This window comes from Acinetobacter terrestris, assembly GCF_004331155.1.
Classification (GTDB): domain Bacteria; phylum Pseudomonadota; class Gammaproteobacteria; order Pseudomonadales; family Moraxellaceae; genus Acinetobacter; species Acinetobacter terrestris.
Map to the genome: position 1 here is coordinate 40,304 of NZ_SJNZ01000018.1, position 19,038 is coordinate 59,341.

Sequence of the window (19,038 nt, forward strand, 5' to 3'; positions counted from 1 at the left end):
AATATACTCATTGGTACATTAATTAGAACTCACGGGTCAAAGCAATGACCTTTTTGATTTTTTTGGAAAAAATTGTGCAAATAAATGTCGGTCGTCCGAAGGACTTGGAAAAACGTCAGCGCATTTTAAATGCAGCAAAAAACCTGTTTTTAAAATGTGGTTATCATGGTTCCAGCATGAATCAGATTGCCCTCGAAGCAGGCGTGACCAAACTGACGGTCTACAATCATTTTCAGGACAAAGCCAATTTATTTGTCTGCGCCATTGCGGTGACCTGCGAGGAGTTGATCAGTGCGCGTCCACTGAATTTACAGGCCGACAGTGATTTTCATAAAGAATTTATCCATGCCTGCGACTTGGCGCTGAATATCACCAATTTACCTGAAGCCATTAAACTGGAACGCTTACTGGTGGAACTGGCGGCTGAACAGAATCCATTGGCACAAAAGTTCTATGAGGCTTCGCACCTGCGCATGAATGCGGTGTGGGAAAATTTCTTTCAGCAGGCGATTGAACTGGGTTTTATTCAAGTGGAAGAATTAAAAAGCTTAACCCTGCTGATTGTGTCCTTATTATTCGGCATGCGCCATCATGAAGTTTTGCTCGGCGTTCGTGCTATTCCCACCGCTGAAGAAAAGCAGCAGATTATTTTAAGCAGTATTGAATTGTTTATGCTGAAATATCAAAAAACAACTTAAAACAATTACGTAAAAAATCCTTTAAAAAGTCAGCTTTCATTTTTATCAAGGCTCAACGGGCAGATCAATTGCTATTTTTAGCAGCAACAAACTACATACTTTTGTCTGCCCCCTACTTGGAATGTCATCGAATCGGGGTATATTCAAAACAGAAGTCTAGGAGAATGAAAAAAATGATTCAACAAATTGATGCTCCACTGCGTGAGGATGTGCGCTTACTTGGGAATTTGTTAGGAGAAACCCTTAAGGAACATGCGGGACAAGATTTGTTTAATCAGGTCGAACAAATTCGCGCACTGTCTAAAGGTGCCCGTGATGGTCAGGTGGAAGCAGAAAAACAACTCGAACAACTTTTTTTAAGTCTGGAAGATGATGAAATTCTTCCCCTGACGCGTGCATTTACCCACTTTCTGAATTTTGCCAATATTGCCGAACAGTACAATGTGGTTCGAAGTCGCCGTAAGAGTGAATTTGATGAAAATGCCCCTTCACCCAATCCTCTTGATCATCTGTTCCAGAAATTTAAACACCATGAAATTTCATCAGACACCTTGTTCAAGCAAATCTGTGAACTGAACATTGAACTAGTGCTGACCGCGCATCCGACTGAAGTCAGCCGCCGTACCCTGATTCAAAAATATGACGGTATTAATGACTGCTTATTCAAAGCGGACCAACAAAAACTGACCCCGCGTGAACGTAAAACAGTCCTCGAAGAACTCAAGCAGCTGATTTGTTCAGCCTGGCAGACCGATGAAATCCGTCAGCACCGCCCTACCCCAGTGGATGAAGCGAAATGGGGCTTTACCACCATTGAACAAACCCTGTGGAACGCGGTACCCAAATTCGTGCGTGAACTGGATGAAATGGTTGAAGACCACTGCGGTCAGCGTTTGCCTTTAAGCATTGCACCGGTTCGTTTTGCTTCCTGGATGGGCGGCGATCGCGATGGTAATCCGAATGTTACCCATAACATTACCCAGGAAGTACTGTGGTTATCGCGCTGGAAAGCGGCAGATTTATATCTACGCGATATTGAAGACCTGCGCTGGGAATTATCGATTCAAAACGCAAGCGATGAACTGATGCAGGCGCTGGGACATCCACATGCAGAACCATACCGCGAATATCTGCGTGATACCCGTGAGCGCTTAAAAGCTACGCGTCATTGGCTAGCTCAAAAATTACAAGACCAAGATGCCGACGACAGTCTGGTGATTAAAAGCAAAGATGAATTATTACAGCCATTATTGCTTTGTTACCGTTCATTGATTGCCTGCAACTTGCCGGAAATTGCCAATGGCAAACTGCTCGATTTTATCCATCGGGTCAACTGTTTTGGCATTGAACTGCTAAAACTGGATATCCGTCAGGAGTCAGGGCGTCACCGTCAGGCCATTTCCGCCATTACTGAATATTTAGGCTTGGGCAATTTTGAAACCTGGACTGAACAGGCGCGTCAAAACTTCCTGTTGCAAGAATTACAAAGCAAACGTCCATTGCTGCCGAAGCATCTGAATGAGCCTGAACAAAGCCTGATTCAACATCCCGATGTGCAAGAAGTATTTGCCACTATGCGTACCTTGGCAGAGCAACCTGAAGAAAGCTTGGGTGCCTATATTATCTCGATGGCTGAATATCCAAGTGATGTACTGGCAGTCTTATTACTACAAAAAGAAGCTGGCATTAAACATCCTTTACGTGTGGTGCCGTTATTTGAAACGCTCAAAGACTTGGACAGCGCAGCCGACACCATGAACACCCTGTTTAATATGCACTGGTACAAGCAGCATATTCAGGGCAAGCATGAAGTGATGATTGGCTATTCAGATTCTGCCAAAGATGCCGGATTCATGTCTGCCAACTGGGCGCAATACCGCGCGCAGGAAGAACTGACCGCGATTGCGCAAAAGCATGCTGTGCAGTTGACCCTGTTCCATGGTCGTGGCGGTTCAATCAGCCGTGGTGGTGCACCAACCCAGCAAGCACTGTTTTCACAACCGCCGGGTTCTATTTCCGGTGCCATCCGCGTGACTGAACAAGGCGAGATGATTCGCTTCAAGTTCGGTCTGGAAGGTATTGCGCTGCAAAATCTGGAGATTTATACCGCAGCGACTTTGGAAGCAACCTTGTTGCCACCGCCAGTACCTAAAGATGAATGGCGTCAGTTGATGCACACCATGACGGATTTATCGGTACAGGTTTATCGTGAAACGGTACGTGAAAATCCGCATTTTGTGAAATACCTGCGTACCGTTACCCCAGAACTTGAACTGCAAATGTTGCCACTCGGTTCACGTCCAGCAAAACGTAAAGTCAGCGGCGGGATTGAATCCTTGCGTGCCATTCCATGGGTGTTTGCATGGACGCAAATTCGCTTGATGCTTCCGGCTTGGCTCGGTACAGGTGCAGCGATTAATCAGGTGATTAATCAAGGCCAAAAAGACTTGCTCGATGAAATGTTGCAGCAATGGCCTTATTTCCAAACCTTGATTGATATGCTGGAAATGGTGTTGTCTAAAGCCGACAGTCATGTGGCCTTATATTACGAATCGCATTTAACCGATGATGAAGATTTAAAAATCTTGGGTGAACAACTGCGTCAACGCTTAAAAGATGCGGTACAGACGCTATTGGCTTTAAAAGGTGAATCGCAACTGCTCAGCAGTAACGAAGTCCTCGATCAGTCCATGAAAGTACGCAAACCTTATTTGCTTCCACTGCATTTATTACAGGCTGAGCTGATGAAACGCCGTCGCCGCTATTTAGCGAAATGTCAGGCCGAACATACGCCAGTCGATCATGCGTTAATGGTGAGTATTGCCGGAATTGCCGCAGGTTTACGTAATACCGGTTAAATATTTCATCTACACCGCAAAGCACATCTTCAGGATGTGCTTTTTTATTGCTCAGCAACTAGCAGAAAATATCATATTGTTTATAAGTAAAATAAGTATTCGTTATGAATAATGGACTGGCTCAATTACTCGATTAATACGCTGATTTAACTTTAATTTTCCAATAATAAAACTTTTACCATTCGGTAAAAAAACAAGAAAAGTCAGTAGATTAATTTGAACAAAAATATTGTTAAAGAGATTAAATCTTCTAAAAAACAAGAGTATGATGTGCACAATTTATCTTTTGAGCGCTCATTTTATGTCCAGCTGGTTCCCCAAATGGCGTCCTTATTCAGGTCAAATCGATGCACGTCCAGTCGGTACCAATGAGTATCTCCCTCCTGCTCAAAGTGTGGTCCTAGGTATACAACATGCTTTTGCCATGTTTGGAGCAACGGTTCTTGCACCTTTTTTGATGGGTTTTGATCCGAATCTGGCGATTTTAATGTCAGGCATTTGTACCATCCTGTTTTTCTTGATTACAGGTGGTCGTGTACCGAGTTATTTAGGTTCAAGTTTTGCCTTTATTGGTGTGGTAATTGCTGCAACCGGTTATGCCGCGTCTGGTACAGGTGCAATCAATGCCAATTTGGCTGTGGCTGCTGGCGGCATCATGGCCTGTGGCGTGTTATATGCCATTTTTGGTTTTATTGTCATGGCGACCGGCACCAACTGGATCGAAAAACTGATGCCACCAGTGGTGACTGGTGCTGTGGTGATGATTATCGGTTTAAACCTTGCACCGGTTACAGTTAAAGGCGTAGCGGGCAATAACTTTAATATGTGGATGTCACTGGTGACCGTGCTGTGCATGGGCTCGATTGCGGTATTCACCAAAGGTTTATTGCAACGTCTGTTGTTATTGGTGGGTTTATTACTGGCTTACCTGACCTATTACATTGTTTCCAATGTCATGGGTTATGGCACACCAATCAACTTTACCCCGATTCAACAGGCGGACTGGTTTGGTATTCCAACCTTCCATTCACCGGTATTTGATATCAATGCCATGCTGATCATTGCACCAATTGCTTTGATTTTGGTGGCAGAAAATCTGGGGCATATTAAGGCTGTGGGTGCAATGACCGGTGAAAACCTGGATCCGCATATTGGTAAAGCCTTTATTGCAGATGGTCTTGCGACTACATTATCGGGCGGTGTCGGTGGTCCGGGGATGACCACATATGGCGAAAACATTGGCGTGATGGCAGTAACCCGTGTCTACTCCACCATCATCTTTGTATTTGCCGGTGTATTTGCAGTGTTCTTGGGTTTATCTCCCAAGTTTGGTGCCATTATTCACACCATTCCGACTGCCATTTTAACCGGTGCATCAATTGTGGTATTTGGTTTAATCACCATTGCCGGGGCAAAAATCTGGATTGAAAACAAAGTTGATTTCTCTAAAAACAAAAACCTGATGGTGGCTGCGGTGACCATTATTTTAGGAACCGGTGACTTTGCGCTGCAATTCGGTAGCTTTAACTTAGGTGGTATTGGTACCGCTACATTTGCAGCACTAATCCTGAACTGGTTCTTTAGCTTGGGCGATAAATCATAACGATAAATACATATTTTTAGGCAGCCGCAAGGCTGCTTTTTTTATCTCAGCTATCTAGAAAATTTTAGTATGATGAGCTGACTTTCACTTAGATGGCACAGCACATGCGTCTGGACTTTTTTGATCTACAGCTGTTTTTAAATATTGTGGACACAGGCAGTCTAACCAAAGGTGCCGAACGCTCTGCAATTTCGCTGCAAGCCGCCAGTGAACGGATTAAAAAACTCGAACAACAGTTTGCCGTGCATTTATTTACCCGGCATGCATCTGGGGTCAAACTGACCATTGCGGGGCAAACTTTTGCAGAGCAGGCACAATTACTCATCCAGCAAGGCAGGCACCTGCAACAGCTTATGGCATCTTTCGGCCAAGGCTTAAATTCGCAAATGACCTTATGGTGTAATTCATCGGCACAAAGTGAATATCTTCCTCTTTTATTACCGCAATATCTGGTGGAAAACCCCAATATACAGATCGATTTAAAAGAAGCAGAAAGTGACGATATTATTCAGGCCTTGGAAAATGGCAGCGCCCAGCTCGGCTTAATTTCGGGTTTTTTTAATTCAAAAAATTTGCACACGCTGGAATTTATCGATGATCCCTTAGTGCTGATTTGCCCGATGAATCACGAATTAAAAGATCAATCGGCACTGCAATTAGAGAAGGTATTACATTACCCTTTTGTCGGTTTAATGCAATATCATTCCCTGCAACAATCCATTGAAACGCAGGCAAAATTACTCGGCTGTGCCATTCAGTATCGTTTACGTTTGCCCAATTTTGCCGCGATTGCCCAAGTGGTTGCCAATGGGGTCGGGATTGCGATTATGCCAAAACGTGCTGCCATTCGTTTAAAGACGGTTTATGCCTTTCATCACATTGAACTGACTGGAGACTGGGCGAACCGGAAACTGTTATTGGCCGCCAGAAACTTTGATGAATTGCCCGTGTCCTATCAACATTTCAGTCAGTTTTTACTTTCGAAAAAGTCCAAATTATTAATTTAATTTCAGCGACCACTGATCACTGTTTAAGCATAAATTTAGATCATTCCAAACTGATGCAGCACCATATAGCCACCAAAAATTACCAAGCCACAAAAGAACACTTTACGGAATTTCTGTTCCGGAATGCGATAGCGAATTTTTGTGCCCAGCCACATCCCCACCAATGCCGGTAATAACGCAATCAATGACATTTTATAGTCGATGGGAATACCTTCGACAGGATTTTGATGCAAAAAAACTGCGAGACAAATAGTTGAGATGGTAAAAGCCAAACCTAAGGATTGCACCAGATCATCACGTTTTAAATGCAGCGATTGCAAGTAAGGAACCACAGGAATCACCACCACACCGGTTGCCACCGTCAGCGCACCGCCTAGATAACCGACCATTGGGGATAGCCATTTCTCATGCGGGGCAAGGTTCGGCATATTTTTAGCAAATAGACCGTATAATCCATACAATGCCAGCATTCCGCCGAGCAAGGCCTCACTTTGAAATTCGCCATGTCCAAGTGTAGGAAAAATGCTCCAGATCGAACCGACAATAATACCCAGCAGCAAAGGCCAAAAACGGCGAACCAGTTTCAGCACATGACCTTCTGCAAACAGTTGCCAGAAATTGGTCACCATTGAAGGTACAATAAGCAAAGTGGCGGCTTGAAAGGGACTAATAAAAATCGTCAGCAAGCCCATGGAAACAGCGGGTAAACCTAGGCCAATAATGCCTTTAATCATGCCAGCAATGGCAAATACTGCAATGACAAACCCAACCATGTTCAGCACTCTTCAGATCGTAGCGCTATGTTAGATGAATCGGGAAAATTGAAAAATCATTGTTTTTTGGACTCAGCCTCAAGGAAAAATTGAGGCTTTTTGAGACTGGAATGTTAAAAACATGCACTACAAATATGACAAAATGTTAAGTTTTGATCAATAATTGAGCGTTTAATTGCACGATTACATAAAAATTCACTCAATTAATAACATATTTGCAAGCCGCCCTTAACTGTATGATTTATGAGCTGTCTTGTATTTATTTTCTGGCCTTATCAGCGCAATTTGAGCGCTTTTTTCGCCCATATTGGCTTTTTTGCAGAGTAAATCTGGGTGGATTTTCGAACAAAACCACTTTAAAGTACCAACTCCTGATGAACAAGAGATATGTAATAACATATCAATTAAGTGATTTTAAGGAAAAAATATTGGTATTTCAGTTCTGAAAAATGCTGTCTATTTTTTTCTAAAAGCAATTGAAGATAAGGTAGAAATTTAAGAATGATGTATGATGCACCCCAGAGCAATATGATTAACACTGTAAACCAGAACACTGCAGTGATCTCCCAGAAATATCAAGATAGTCAAGCAGGTTTAAGAGCCAAGAATACCAATAAAAATAAAGGCATCCCTTATCTTGATGTGCGTAAATTCACGCAAAAGTTACATAGCATGTCGTCAGCCTCTAGTACCAAAAAATGTGCGCGAAGCATTCGTATTGCATTACAGTCAGCAGGTGCCAGAATTGTAAACCATCCGGTGGCAGCTGCAGATTGGGGAAATACGCTCCAGACGATTGGCTACAAAAAAATCAATCCCTCTTTTAATAATCCGAAAGAGGGCGATATTTATATTATTCATAGAACCCAAAAACATGTTTATGGCCATATTGCTGCCTATACCGGCCGCCAGTGGGTTTCGGATTTCCGTCAAAACAGCCATGCAGTTTATAAGAATGATCAGGTGAGCTATACCTATTACCGACTGGTGTAATAGACCGATCACAGCATTTAAAAAGACACCTTTTAAGGTGTCTTTTTTATGGCATCCTGGGCATTCGCCTCAATCCAATTAGGGTCTAATCTCTTTTAACTCGCGTTGAATAAAACGCTGGATCATTTCTCTATATAAGTGTTCAACCAGATCCGGATCGGTTCCCAATTCAACCGCTTGTGCGCGCACTTTGCTAATCACCTGCTCAACCCGTTCCGGTGACTGCACATCCTGCACAGTACGTTTAAAGCGTACTGCCTGATCCACATAAAATTGACGGGTTGCGATCATTTCAATCAGTGCAGTATCAATGACATCAATTTTTTCACGCGCTTGTTCTAAAGACTCACATTTTTCTTTCTTCATCTTTTCTATCATCATTTTCACTTTTATATTGGTCTTCTAAAACATTGCTAAAAATGCTTTCAATCATCCAGACACGGTACAAGCTATTAAACACATAACTTTGCCCGTCAATGCGAAGTTCAAGCACAGGAAAATCAGGCTGTGATTTCATTTCACAGCGTATGTCATTTTCTTTCAGTTTGGCAGTGATATCTTCATGGCTTAATTCACTGATCTCTAAATCACGCTGCATCTGGTCGAAATGTGATTTAAACGACATGTCCTTGCCTTGGGTCCATACCGCCTGCAAAATGCTATGCATCGCTTCAACGCGCTGCTCTTCGGGCACGCTATAAAACAGTTGTGCCATCGCAATAGTGGCAGACTGTGTCGGACGGCAAAACGGAGTGAATTTCACTTCTGTGCGTTTTGACAGACGGGTCGCCAGACTCCAGTCAAACAGATCACGTCCATGATAAGAAAGCGGGTAAACATTCAATTGAATATTATAGTAATTCGCCAGTTCTTCTTTAATATAAGCCAACAGTAACCAGGAGATTGGATCTTCAAGGGCAATATATAAATCCAGTTCTGGGTCTAGCGCCTGAATTTCATTCAGTTCTTCTGCATCACTAATTAAATGTTCACACCAATCAATATGATTAATCAGGAAGATTGGATTTCCAGTCAGCAGTTTTTGTTGTTTTAAACGACGTACCAGTCGAAGCAGGTCATCGACCGCATGGTATTTACGCTGACCAAATTCAAAATAGCTGGCCAGCACTTCGTCATCATTAAAAATACGTTCTGGAAATGCTTGAGCGCTATGATGCCGACTGGCCATGGCATGTAAAGTGCGTAATTTCCCATACTGTTTTTGCCACAGCATGTGAAATACATCTTCGAGTAAATAGAGGAAATCTTGGCCACGTAATGGGGTATTGCGAAGGATGGTTTCTGCTTGTTTTATGGCATCAAGCGGGGGTTGTTCTGGGGTTTCATGGAAGCTAAAGCGATGCTGCTTGGATAGAATTTTGGCATCATTTAAGCAGTAATTTTGCCACTCGATTGCGGACATATGATTGGGAGGTTCTGCCGTTCGGCTGGAAATAACCACTTTTAAAGGCTTGAGTTCATCACTCAAAATTTCCTCAAGTTCAGGCAACTGCTGTACAGCCAGATAACTGTACACATCATCTAAACGTAAATGGATACTTAAACCCTGTTCCGTAGATAACACCACTTTACGAGTCGGCTTTTGGTAAAACCAACGCGATCGAAGTGGATCAAACCAACGGCGCAACAGTGACATGAGATAAGCCTCGAAAAAAAACCCTTGTAGTGCTACAAGGGTTTATAACAATTTGTTAGGGAATGATCAATTATACATCTAAATTTAGATCCGTAACTGCCCCTTTTTCAGCCCCTGTGGTCAATTTAGCAAACTTCGCCAAAGCACCATAGGTGTAATTGGGTTTTGGCTTCACCCAAGCGGCTTTACGTACTGCCATTTCTTCATCGGAAATGTGTAACGTCATTTCTCGGGTTTCAGCATTAATGGAAATTTTATCGCCATTTTTAACCAAGCCGATTGGACCGCCTTCATAGGCTTCAGGGGTCACATGACCAATCACAAAGCCATGACTTCCGCCGGAGAAACGACCATCTGTCAGCAGTGCGACTGATTTACCCAAGCCTTTACCAATAATGGCCGATGTCGGTTTAAGCATTTCTGGCATACCCGGACCGCCTTTAGGGCCTTCACCACGAATCACTACCACTTCGCCTTCTTGTACTTCGCCGTCCAAGATTCCGCGCATCGCACCGATTTCACCTTCGAATACCCGTGCCGGACCTTCAAAATACAGCCCTTCTTTGCCGGTAATTTTTGCCACTGCACCGGTTGGTGACAGGTTGCCTTTTAACACCACTAAATGAGAGTCTTTTTTGATTGGCGCATCAAATGGCAGGATAATTTGCTGGCCTTCAGGATAATCTTCAACATCGGCCAAGTTTTCAGCCAAGGTTTTACCGGTCACGGTTAGGCAAGAGCCATCCAGCATACCTGCGTCTAACATACGTTTCATTAACGGCTGGATTCCGCCAATTGCAATCAGTTCAGACATCAGATATTTCCCTGATGGGCGCACGTCTGCAACGACTGGAATGTCCTGACCAATGCGCACGAAGTCATCTAGTGACAGTTCAACACCTGCTGTATGTGCCATAGCAAGCATATGTAGCACACCATTGGTTGAACCCCCAAGTGCAATCAGCACTTTAATCGAGTTTTCAAATGCCGCTTTGGTCATGATGTCGCGAGGTTTAATGTCTAAACGCAGCAAGTTCATTACCGCTTCACCGGCACGATTACAGTCAAGCAGTTTCTCGTCTGAAACAGCTTCCTGTGCAGATGAACCGGGCAAGCTCATACCTAGCGCTTCAATGGCAGAAGCCATCGAATTTGCGGTGTACATGCCGCCACAAGAACCTGGACCTGGCAGTGCCACTTCTTCAATATGCTTGACCTGAATGGCATTAATTTCGCCTTTGGCATGCTGACCGACCGCTTCAAATACGGAAATCATGTCAGTATGACCCGCGCCCGGTTTAATCGTTCCGCCATAAATGAACAGACCCGGACGGTTTAAACGTGCAAGCCCCATGATGCAACCCGGCATGTTTTTGTCGCAGCCACCAATCGCAATCACACCATCATAAGCCTGACAACCAACAACGGCTTCAATCGAATCTGCAATAATTTCACGTGAAACCAGTGAGTATTTCATGCCTTCGGTACCGTTTGAAATACCGTCAGAAATAGTAATGGTATTGAAGATAATACCTTTACCATTTGCGGCATTGACGCCTTTTTCCACTTCACGTGCCAGACCATCAATGTGCATATTACATGGTGTGACATTGGCCCAGGTGGAAGCAATCCCAATAAATGGACGGGTAAAATCTACATCTTTAAACCCTGTGGCACGCATCATGGAACGTGCCGGGGCATTTTCAATCCCTTCATACACCGGTGCGGAATGCTCGCGGATATTATCTTTACTCATTATTTTATTCCTTGGCGATGACCAATTTTAAGCTTCAGTCTGTAGCAATCTATTCTAGGATCATTGTATAGAAGGCCTACGATATGTAAAAGCATATGATTGAGAATCAAGCTTCGTGATTATTTCCATACAGCCATACTTTATGTCTAGGACGATATGATGAGTGTGTAGGCTTTACTTTACTTTTGACTGGACAAAAGTAAACAAAATCCCTTTGTTTCCTCGATATGACATCCCTGTCATACGAGGAAACATGCGACTTCCTGTCGCACTCCATGAAACGAATAACGGTAAATACTCAAATGATGTGGCATAAAAAAGCACCCCATCTGGAGTGCTTTTTTAATCTGTAAAAACTACAAATTAGATTTCACGTACCGCACCTTTCGCCGCACTTGTGGTATGCATGGCATACGCTTTCAGTGCTTTTGAAATTTTACGTGGACGTTCCTCAACTGGATGCCAGCCTTTGGCTTCTTGCACTTCACGGCGCGCAGCCATGGTTGCATCATCCACAGCCAAGTGAATGGTACGGTTTGGAATATCAATTTCGATGATATCGCCATCTTCAACCAGACCAATTGCACCGCCTTCAGCCGCTTCAGGCGATACGTGACCAATTGAAAGACCTGATGAACCGCCAGAGAAACGACCATCGGTCAATAAGGCACATTCTTTACCTAAACCTTTCGATTTAAGGTAGCTGGTTGGATACAACATTTCCTGCATACCTGGGCCACCACGTGGACCTTCGTAGCGAATTACCACTACATCACCGGCTTTAATACCGCCACCCAAAATACTTTCTACCGCAGCATCCTGACTTTCAAAGACACGTGCTGTGCCGTTGAATTTTAAAATCGAATCATCTACACCAGCCGTTTTGACGATACAGCCATCCAGTGCAATGTTGCCGTAAAGCACTGCCAATCCGCCATCTTGCGAGAAGGCATGTTCTGCATTACGGATTACACCGGTTTCACGGTTGCCATCTAAAGTTTGGTAATAACGGTTTTGCGAGAAAGCAGTTTGAGTCGGCACACCGCCTGGGGCTGAGCGGAAAAACTCGTAGACATCAGCATCTTCAGTACGGATGATGTCCCATTTATCCAAGGCATCTTTTAAGGTTTTTTCATGTACTGTGGGTACTGAAGTATCCAATAAGCCTGCGCGGTCAAGTTCACCCAAGATTGACATAATCCCGCCTGCACGGTGTACGTCTTCCATATGTACATCTTGTTTTGCTGGTGCCACTTTACACAGCACTGGAACGTTACGAGAAAGACGATCAATGTCAGTCATGGTGAAATCGACTTCAGCTTCATGTGCCGCGGCCAATAAATGCAGTACAGTATTGGTTGAACCGCCCATTGAAACATCTAAAGTCATGGCATTTTCAAACGCTGCTTTAGTCGCAATTGAACGCGGTAAAATGCTGTAATCATCTTGTTCATAATGGCGTTTTGCCAGTTCTACAATCAACTGACCTGCACGTTCGAATAATTTTTTACGGTTGGCATGCGTAGCTAAAGTTGAACCGTTACCCGGTAAAGACAGACCCAAAGCTTCAGTTAAACAGTTCATTGAGTTGGCGGTGAACATGCCTGAACATGAACCACAGGTTGGACAGGCAGAGCGTTCGTATTCAGCTACTTCTTCATCGGTGAAACTGTCATCTGCTGCAACAATCATCGCGTCGACCAAATCAATGGCTTTTTCATCACCACGAATTTTGACTTTACCCGCTTCCATTGGGCCACCCGACACGAACACCACTGGAATATTGAGACGCATTGCTGTCATCAACATGCCCGGAGTGATTTTGTCACAGTTGGAAATACAGACCATGGCATCGGCACAGTGTGCATTGACCATGTATTCAACCGAGTCCGCAATCAGGTCACGTGAAGGCAATGAATACAGCATGCCGTCATGCCCCATCGCAATTCCGTCATCTACGGCAATGGTATTGAATTCTTTGGCTACACCGCCTGATGCTTCAATTTGACGTGCCACAAGCTGACCTAAGTCTTTCAAATGGACGTGACCCGGTACAAACTGAGTGAAAGAGTTGACCACCGCAATAATCGGTTTACCAAAATCTTCATCTTTCATTCCGGTTGCGCGCCATAAGCCACGCGCACCCGCCATGTTTCTTCCGTGTGTCGATGTTTTTGAACGATAGTCAGGCATTGTGTATTTCCAACAAAGTTTGTGCTCGAAATGAATTCTAGGATTCACTCTGGCTGAATGATACTGATATATAACGCTAAATCAGTCGAAATATAGATATATCTTACTACAGCTTGCAGTTAAGCAAAGTCCTGTAAGCATGATCTTTTACGAGAGAAATCTATGGATCTTTCGACGATTCATATAAAATAAACTGATACTGAAAGCTAATATAACGCCATAACACTGAATTAAATACAAAACTTTCATGAATAATTTTTTAATTTTGCATTACTTTATTTTATTATTAATCGCTTTTAAATGAAAACCCATCTTCAAAAAATTGAGATAAGTATCTTAGTTTCAGTAGCTTGTGAGTTCATGTACACGACCTTAGGTCTCGCTCTGGTTTTGCCTTATAATAAGTTAAGTTTATTTGGAATTTCATGTGTGAAAATCATCTTTGCGGGTACCCCAGAATTTGCAGCGGTCGCCTTAGACGCGCTGTTAAAAACCGACCATGAAATTGTGGCTGTTTATACCCAACCTGACCGCAAAGCAGGTCGCGGGCAAAAACTTCACGCATCCGCAGTCAAAAAATTGGCTTTAGAACACAATATTCCGGTTTATCAACCGTTACATTTCAAGTCTTCTACTGAAGAAGGTCTGGCAGCTCAACAAGAACTGGCTGCTTTGGGCGCTGATATTATGGTGGTGGCAGCCTATGGCCTGATCTTGCCGCAAGTGGTTTTAGACACGCCTAAATATGGCTGTTTAAATATTCATGGTTCATTATTGCCACGCTGGCGCGGTGCAGCCCCGATTCAACGTGCCATTGCTACCGGCGATCGCGAAACCGGCGTCACCATTATGAAAATGGCTGCTGGTCTGGATACTGGTGACATGATGTATAAAACTATCTGCCCGATTGAATCCACCGATACTTCTGCAACTTTGCATGACAAACTCGCGATTCAGGGCGCGGCAGCCATTGCCGCTGTTTTAGATTCAGAACAAACATTACAGCACTATTTAGAAACGCGTGAAGTTCAGGATGAAGCTTTGACTGTCTATGCACACAAATTGTCAAAAGCTGAAGCTCAGATTGACTGGTCAATCGATGCGCTACAAATCGACCGTAATATTCGTGCCTTTAATCCGTGGCCCGTGGCATTTATCGTACTCGATGAGCAAAACAACCTGCGTGTCTGGAACTCCCAGTTATCCAATGCCACTGCAGAAAATGCTCAAGTGGGTGAAATCATTGCAATTGATAAACACGGCGTCCATGTTGCCTGCGCAAATAACACTGTAATCACGCTAACTGCTTTACAATGGCCGGGTGGCAAACCGCTGAATGCCGTACAAATTTTACAAACTCAAAAACTGAATATCGGACAAATTTTATAATGAGACAATCTCCCCACGCCTCTGGTAAGACTTTAAACTTACGTGCTCAGGTTGTTAAAACGTTATTGGCTGTCCAAAATGGTCAATCACTGGCATCTGTGTTAAATCAGCACATGAATATCGTGTCAGACAAAGACCGCGCGTTGTATCACGAACTGGTGCTTGGCTGTCTACGCCAGTGGCACGCCCTGAAACAGGTGACTTTACCCCTGCTTACTGTACCACTTGAAAATCCGGTGGTTGAAACCTGTTTATATGTCGGTTTATATCAATTGCTGTGTACCCGTGTGGCTGCACATGCCGCAATTTCTGAAACGGTAGAAGCCAGCAAACAACTGGGCATGGAAAGTTTAAGTGGCGTGGTGAATGCCATTTTACGCCGTGCAACGCGTGAAACCGAACAGTTCTACGATGTATTGGAAAATGCGTCGAATTTACCAAGCTGGTTGGCTAAACGTTTGAAAAAGGACTGGGGCGAGCAATTTGCAGAACTCAGCTACGAGCTTAAACAGGTTGCGCCACTGACTTTGCGTGTCAATACCCGCCAGGTCAGCCGTGAAGAATATCTCGACATTCTGGAAGATGAAGGCATCGACGCACATCGTTGCGAACTTTCCGATGTCGGTATTGTGCTGGATGAAAGCATTCATGTGCCGAGCCTGCCAGGTTTTGAAGCCGGCGGTTTTTCGGTACAGGATGAACACGCTCAGCTTTGCGCAAGCCTAGTGCCCAATCTGGACGGCAAATTTGTGATTGATGCCTGTGCAGCACCGGGTGGTAAAACGGCGCATCTTTTAGAGAAATATCAGCCGAAAAAACTGATTGCACTCGACCAAGACGAAAAACGCTTGAAACGTGTCTCCGAAAACCTGGAGCGCCTGATTCTCGATGGCAAACACGTGGAAATTATCACCGCAAATGCAGCGACATGGACTGCACCTGAGCTTGCAGATTGCATCGTACTGGACGCGCCATGTTCAGCGATTGGTGTGATTCGTCGCCATCCAGACATTCGTTTACTGCGTCAGTCGGGTGATATTGCCAAAACGGTTGAGTTGCAAAAACAGATTCTTGAAAATATGTGGCAACAGCTGAAAGTCGGTGGCACCTTGCTGTACATCACCTGCTCGATTTTAAAAGCTGAAAATGAACAGCAAATGGTGGATTTCTTCGCCAATCATGCCGATGCACAAGAACAAAAAATTGATGCGGACTGGGGAATTGAACAAATCCACGGTCGTCAGTTATTGCCACAAGTGGGTCATGGCGATGGATTCTTCTATTGCCGTATCCAGAAAACTGCTTAACGACATAACGGTAATGCAAATAAAAAGGTGGCTTTCGAGCCGCCTTTTTTATGTGTACGTTTCTTAAATATATGTTTTTAAATATATTTTTTTAACTGACAAATTTAAACAGCACTAAACTAAGCGCTAAAGATGCCATCCCAATGACCAGTCCATACACCGTTTCATGCCCTTTGGCGTAACGCTTTGCTGTGGGTAACAGTTCATCCAAGGCCAAAAATACCATCACCCCGCCAATCACGCCAAATACCGCACCATACACACTAAAACTCATAAACGGTGCCAAAATAAAGTAACCGAGTGCCGCACCCAATGGCTCGGCCAAAGCAGAAACAAAACTGGCGCCTAGAGCCAAATCTCTGCGTCCGGTCGCCATATAGACCGGTAAGGTAATCGCAATACCTTCAGGAATATTATGAATAGCAATGGCTACTGCTAATGGTGCACCCAAGGTCGGACTTTCTAATGTCGCAAAAAAGGTTGCCAAACCTTCAGGGAAGTTGTGTGCCGTAATGGCGAATAAAGTCAGTAAACCGGTACGCCTTAATTGTCGTTGTTCGATCTCGGCGGCATTGTTCGGTTCAATGGTTTCATGTGGATTGGGAATAAAATGATCCAGGAGCAAGACTAAAATCACCCCAGATAAAAAGGCAAAAGTACCAAAGGCAAAACCAAATTTAGGATCAAAAGCCTGACTAAACGAAGCAATCGATTTATTTAAAATTTCAGTCAGGGAAACATAGATCATTGCCCCTGCTGAAAAAGCCAGGCCGAAAGATAACAGGCGATAGCTGGGTTGCCTAAAAAATAAAACCAATGCTCCACCAATCACCGTGGCCAATCCGGCAAGAAAGGTCACTGCAAATGCGATCCACACTTGGTGCTGCAAAATGGTTTGCATCAATGTGCTCCATTTCAGAAACAAGAAAGCCATTACCATAAATGATAATGACTTTCGTTTACAACAACAATCAGTTTATTTGAAGATTCTTAGTCTTCTGGTTCTTCCGGATTTTTTGCCAGATGAATGACAGACAGTACCAGACCACCCCATAATAAAACAATGGAGAAAATCATCATGATCAATGCAGATGTATTCATATTCCTTCTCCTAACTATGACGATCTTTAACTAGGCTTAATAAAATGGCGCCCAGAATAAAGAATGCAATGGTGCCCCCACCGATCACCCACAGCGTACTTGCGGGATAATCACCATAGCCTTCTGCCATGATTGATTTCAAGGTTAAACCCAATGCCAATAATAAAGACAACGGCGTGATCACGGTCAGCATGAACTTCCAGCTGCCCCCCAGCTTCAAACTAGCATATTCGTTCACATGCGTTTCCAGCTGTTTCATCAATGGACGGCGGAACCAAGACAATAAAATAATCGAGAACAGACCACCACCGACAATACCAATGTTGTTAGCGAAGTAGTCAATGATGTCGACAAATGTAATGGCACTATGGGACGAGAAGATTATGGTCGACACCACTGCTGAACCACCAGCAATAATGGTCACTGACTTGTTCTTTGACCAGCCAAGCTTGTCCTGGAATGCCGCAATTGGCACCTGCAGGATGCTCACCATCGAGGTTATACCCGCAACGGTTAATGACCCGAAGAATAAGAAACCGAACAGGTCACCGCCTGCGCCTAAACTGGAAATGATTTTCGGGAAGGCAATAAAGGCCAGACCGATACCACCAGATACTACATCTTCAACTTTGGCGCCTGAGCTGAACGCCATAAAACCAAGCGCTGCAAAGACACCAATACCCGCCAAGATTTCAAAAGACGAGTTGGCCAATGCCACCACGACGCCTGAACCAGTCAGGTTAGTTTTGCGTTTCAAATAAGAAGAATAAGTCAACATAATCCCGAAGCCCACCGATAGTGAGAAGAAGATGTGACCAAAAGCTGCCAGCCAGACTTTATAATTGGTCATGGCGTCCCAGTTCGGGGTAAAGAAGGCATTTAAACCATTAACGGCACCGGGTAAACGGACCGCCTGAATCACCAGGATCGTGAATAAAATCACCAGCAATGGCATAAAGATTTTATTCGCCAGTTCTACCCCACGGCGTACCCCACCGTAAAGAATCAGCATGACCACTGCCCAAACGACCACCAGACCAAAGAACAGTACAGGCACAAAGCCGAACGTCAGCCCCTCACCATTTTGCAGGTAGCTGTTGAAGAAGAAGCCTTGAGTATCTGTTCCCCACTGCTGCCCAAAGGAATAGAACATATAACTGCCGGCCCAGGACAATACGCTGGCATAATAAATCCCGATGATCAGAGTCACCATCACCTGCCACCAACCCAGAGATTCTGCATTCATGAGTTTTTTATAGGCCATTGGTGGTGCTTTGCGGAACTTGTGTCCGACTGCATAATCTAAAAATAATAAAGGTAAACCTGCTGCAAAAATCGCAATCAGATAAGGAATCAGGAATGCCCCGCCACCATTTTCATAGGCAATATATGGAAAGCGCCAAATATTCCCCAAACCTACTGCAGAGCCAATTGCTGCAATAATAAATCCTGATCGGGCTGACCAGTTTTCTCGAGTATCTGTCATAGAACACCTAAGCCTTTAGATCCCTTTAAATGCCGCCTGTTGTTGAATTATCTGGCGAGCAAGAAAAAGTACCATTCAAAAATTAATCTTTTTATGTCTGAAGTTAGTTCTACGCCTTTTGAGCATGCTGTTCTAAATTGCAAACAGGCCGTCATCACAAAATCTTGCTTAAAGTCTTTTGCGTCTTTTTGCCTTTCAATGCTTGAACAATACCCAT

The 19,038-nt window shown here is 44.0% G+C and carries 15 protein-coding genes; 7 read left to right on the top strand and 8 right to left on the bottom strand.

Annotation, left to right across the window (positions count from 1 at the left end; all coding sequences use genetic code 11):
• The first annotated feature begins 74 nt into the window (after nucleotides 1–74).
• The 4 genes from E0H81_RS10995 (at nucleotide 75) to E0H81_RS11010 (ending at nucleotide 6,166) form a co-directional block, all read left to right on the top strand.
• Entirely contained in the window at nucleotides 75–698 is a 624-nt protein-coding gene (locus E0H81_RS10995) for a TetR/AcrR family transcriptional regulator (RefSeq protein ID WP_131318924.1), read from the top strand.
• Nucleotides 699–871: 173 nt separating this feature from the next.
• Nucleotides 872–3,556 (top strand): phosphoenolpyruvate carboxylase, encoded by a 2,685-nt coding sequence (ppc, locus tag E0H81_RS11000; RefSeq protein WP_131318882.1) that lies wholly within the window; start codon nucleotides 872–874, stop codon nucleotides 3,554–3,556.
• A 301-nt stretch (nucleotides 3,557–3,857) separates the two neighbouring features.
• The gene (locus tag E0H81_RS11005) at nucleotides 3,858–5,159 is read left to right on the top strand and encodes a solute carrier family 23 protein (RefSeq protein ID WP_131318884.1); all 1,302 of its coding nucleotides are present in this window, start codon (nucleotides 3,858–3,860) and stop codon (nucleotides 5,157–5,159) included.
• A gap of 104 nt (nucleotides 5,160–5,263) precedes the next feature.
• The gene (locus tag E0H81_RS11010) at nucleotides 5,264–6,166 is read left to right on the top strand and encodes a LysR family transcriptional regulator (RefSeq protein WP_131318886.1); all 903 of its coding nucleotides are present in this window, start codon (nucleotides 5,264–5,266) and stop codon (nucleotides 6,164–6,166) included.
• 35 nt (nucleotides 6,167–6,201) lie between these two features.
• On the opposite strand, the gene E0H81_RS11015 is transcribed toward E0H81_RS11010, so the two are convergent.
• Entirely contained in the window at nucleotides 6,202–6,939 is a 738-nt protein-coding gene (locus E0H81_RS11015) for a sulfite exporter TauE/SafE family protein (protein WP_131318888.1), read from the bottom strand.
• 501 nt (nucleotides 6,940–7,440) lie between these two features.
• On the opposite strand from E0H81_RS11015, the gene E0H81_RS11020 reads away from it, so the two are divergent.
• Nucleotides 7,441–7,932, top strand: coding sequence for a peptidoglycan amidohydrolase family protein (locus E0H81_RS11020; protein ID WP_131267627.1), 492 nt, complete (start codon nucleotides 7,441–7,443; stop codon nucleotides 7,930–7,932).
• A 78-nt stretch (nucleotides 7,933–8,010) separates the two neighbouring features.
• On the opposite strand, the gene E0H81_RS11025 is transcribed toward E0H81_RS11020, so the two are convergent.
• From E0H81_RS11025 to ilvD (E0H81_RS11040), 4 genes are all read right to left on the bottom strand, one after another.
• Nucleotides 8,011–8,298, bottom strand: a complete 288-nt coding sequence (locus E0H81_RS11025; RefSeq protein WP_131267628.1) for a chorismate mutase — start codon at nucleotides 8,296–8,298, stop codon at nucleotides 8,011–8,013.
• Nucleotides 8,279–9,589: a hypothetical protein gene (locus E0H81_RS11030; protein ID WP_131318890.1), complete on the bottom strand. Its 1,311-nt coding sequence runs from the start codon at nucleotides 9,587–9,589 to the stop codon at nucleotides 8,279–8,281. Before E0H81_RS11030 ends, E0H81_RS11025 begins: the two co-directional genes overlap by 20 nt.
• 70 nt (nucleotides 9,590–9,659) lie before the next feature.
• Nucleotides 9,660–11,345, bottom strand: a complete 1,686-nt coding sequence (ilvD, locus tag E0H81_RS11035) for a dihydroxy-acid dehydratase (protein WP_131318892.1) — start codon at nucleotides 11,343–11,345, stop codon at nucleotides 9,660–9,662.
• Between the two features lie 363 nt (nucleotides 11,346–11,708).
• Nucleotides 11,709–13,538 carry a dihydroxy-acid dehydratase gene (ilvD, locus tag E0H81_RS11040; RefSeq protein WP_131318894.1) on the bottom strand — a complete coding sequence of 610 codons (1,830 nt, stop codon included), beginning with the start codon at nucleotides 13,536–13,538 and terminating at the stop codon, nucleotides 11,709–11,711.
• Nucleotides 13,539–13,967: 429 nt separating this feature from the next.
• Here ilvD (E0H81_RS11040) and fmt point away from each other — a divergent pair, with 429 nt between their 5' ends.
• Both fmt and rsmB read left to right on the top strand, forming a co-directional pair.
• The gene (gene fmt / locus E0H81_RS11045) at nucleotides 13,968–14,927 is read left to right on the top strand and encodes a methionyl-tRNA formyltransferase (protein WP_131318896.1); all 960 of its coding nucleotides are present in this window, start codon (nucleotides 13,968–13,970) and stop codon (nucleotides 14,925–14,927) included.
• Nucleotides 14,927–16,234 (top strand): 16S rRNA (cytosine(967)-C(5))-methyltransferase RsmB, encoded by a 1,308-nt coding sequence (rsmB, locus tag E0H81_RS11050; RefSeq protein ID WP_131318898.1) that lies wholly within the window; start codon nucleotides 14,927–14,929, stop codon nucleotides 16,232–16,234. The genes fmt and rsmB overlap by 1 nt, the downstream gene beginning before the upstream one ends.
• Nucleotides 16,235–16,325: 91 nt before the next feature.
• On the opposite strand, the gene zupT is transcribed toward rsmB, so the two are convergent.
• The 3 genes from zupT to E0H81_RS11065 form a co-directional block, all read right to left on the bottom strand.
• Nucleotides 16,326–17,135 (bottom strand): zinc transporter ZupT, encoded by an 810-nt coding sequence (gene zupT / locus E0H81_RS11055; protein ID WP_131318900.1) that lies wholly within the window; start codon nucleotides 17,133–17,135, stop codon nucleotides 16,326–16,328.
• Between the two features lie 89 nt (nucleotides 17,136–17,224).
• A complete protein-coding gene (locus E0H81_RS11060; protein ID WP_004814066.1) occupies nucleotides 17,225–17,335 on the bottom strand; it encodes a methionine/alanine import family NSS transporter small subunit in 111 nt (36 codons plus the stop codon).
• Between the two features lie 10 nt (nucleotides 17,336–17,345).
• On the bottom strand, nucleotides 17,346–18,821 hold the full coding sequence (locus E0H81_RS11065) for a sodium-dependent transporter (RefSeq protein WP_131318902.1): 1,476 nt from the start codon (nucleotides 18,819–18,821) through the stop codon (nucleotides 17,346–17,348).
• Nucleotides 18,822–19,038 lie beyond the last annotated feature (217 nt).

Bases quoted from the DNA above. Each gene is read 5' to 3' on its own strand.
- ppc (WP_131318882.1), top strand. From the start codon at position 872: ATGATTCAACAAATTGATGCTCCACTGCGTGAGGATGTGCGCTTACTT.
- E0H81_RS11005 (WP_131318884.1), top strand. From the start codon at position 3,858: ATGTCCAGCTGGTTCCCCAAATGGCGTCCTTATTCAGGTCAAATCGAT.
- E0H81_RS11010 (WP_131318886.1), top strand. From the start codon at position 5,264: ATGCGTCTGGACTTTTTTGATCTACAGCTGTTTTTAAATATTGTGGAC.
- E0H81_RS11015 (WP_131318888.1), bottom strand. From the start codon at position 6,939: ATGGTTGGGTTTGTCATTGCAGTATTTGCCATTGCTGGCATGATTAAA.
- E0H81_RS11020 (WP_131267627.1), top strand. From the start codon at position 7,441: ATGATGTATGATGCACCCCAGAGCAATATGATTAACACTGTAAACCAG.
- E0H81_RS11025 (WP_131267628.1), bottom strand. From the start codon at position 8,298: ATGAAGAAAGAAAAATGTGAGTCTTTAGAACAAGCGCGTGAAAAAATT.
- E0H81_RS11030 (WP_131318890.1), bottom strand. From the start codon at position 9,589: ATGTCACTGTTGCGCCGTTGGTTTGATCCACTTCGATCGCGTTGGTTT.
- ilvD (WP_131318892.1), bottom strand. From the start codon at position 11,345: ATGAGTAAAGATAATATCCGCGAGCATTCCGCACCGGTGTATGAAGGG.
- ilvD (WP_131318894.1), bottom strand. From the start codon at position 13,538: ATGCCTGACTATCGTTCAAAAACATCGACACACGGAAGAAACATGGCG.
- rsmB (WP_131318898.1), top strand. From the start codon at position 14,927: ATGAGACAATCTCCCCACGCCTCTGGTAAGACTTTAAACTTACGTGCT.
- zupT (WP_131318900.1), bottom strand. From the start codon at position 17,135: ATGCAAACCATTTTGCAGCACCAAGTGTGGATCGCATTTGCAGTGACC.
- E0H81_RS11060 (WP_004814066.1), bottom strand. From the start codon at position 17,335: ATGAATACATCTGCATTGATCATGATGATTTTCTCCATTGTTTTATTA.
- E0H81_RS11065 (WP_131318902.1), bottom strand. From the start codon at position 18,821: ATGACAGATACTCGAGAAAACTGGTCAGCCCGATCAGGATTTATTATT.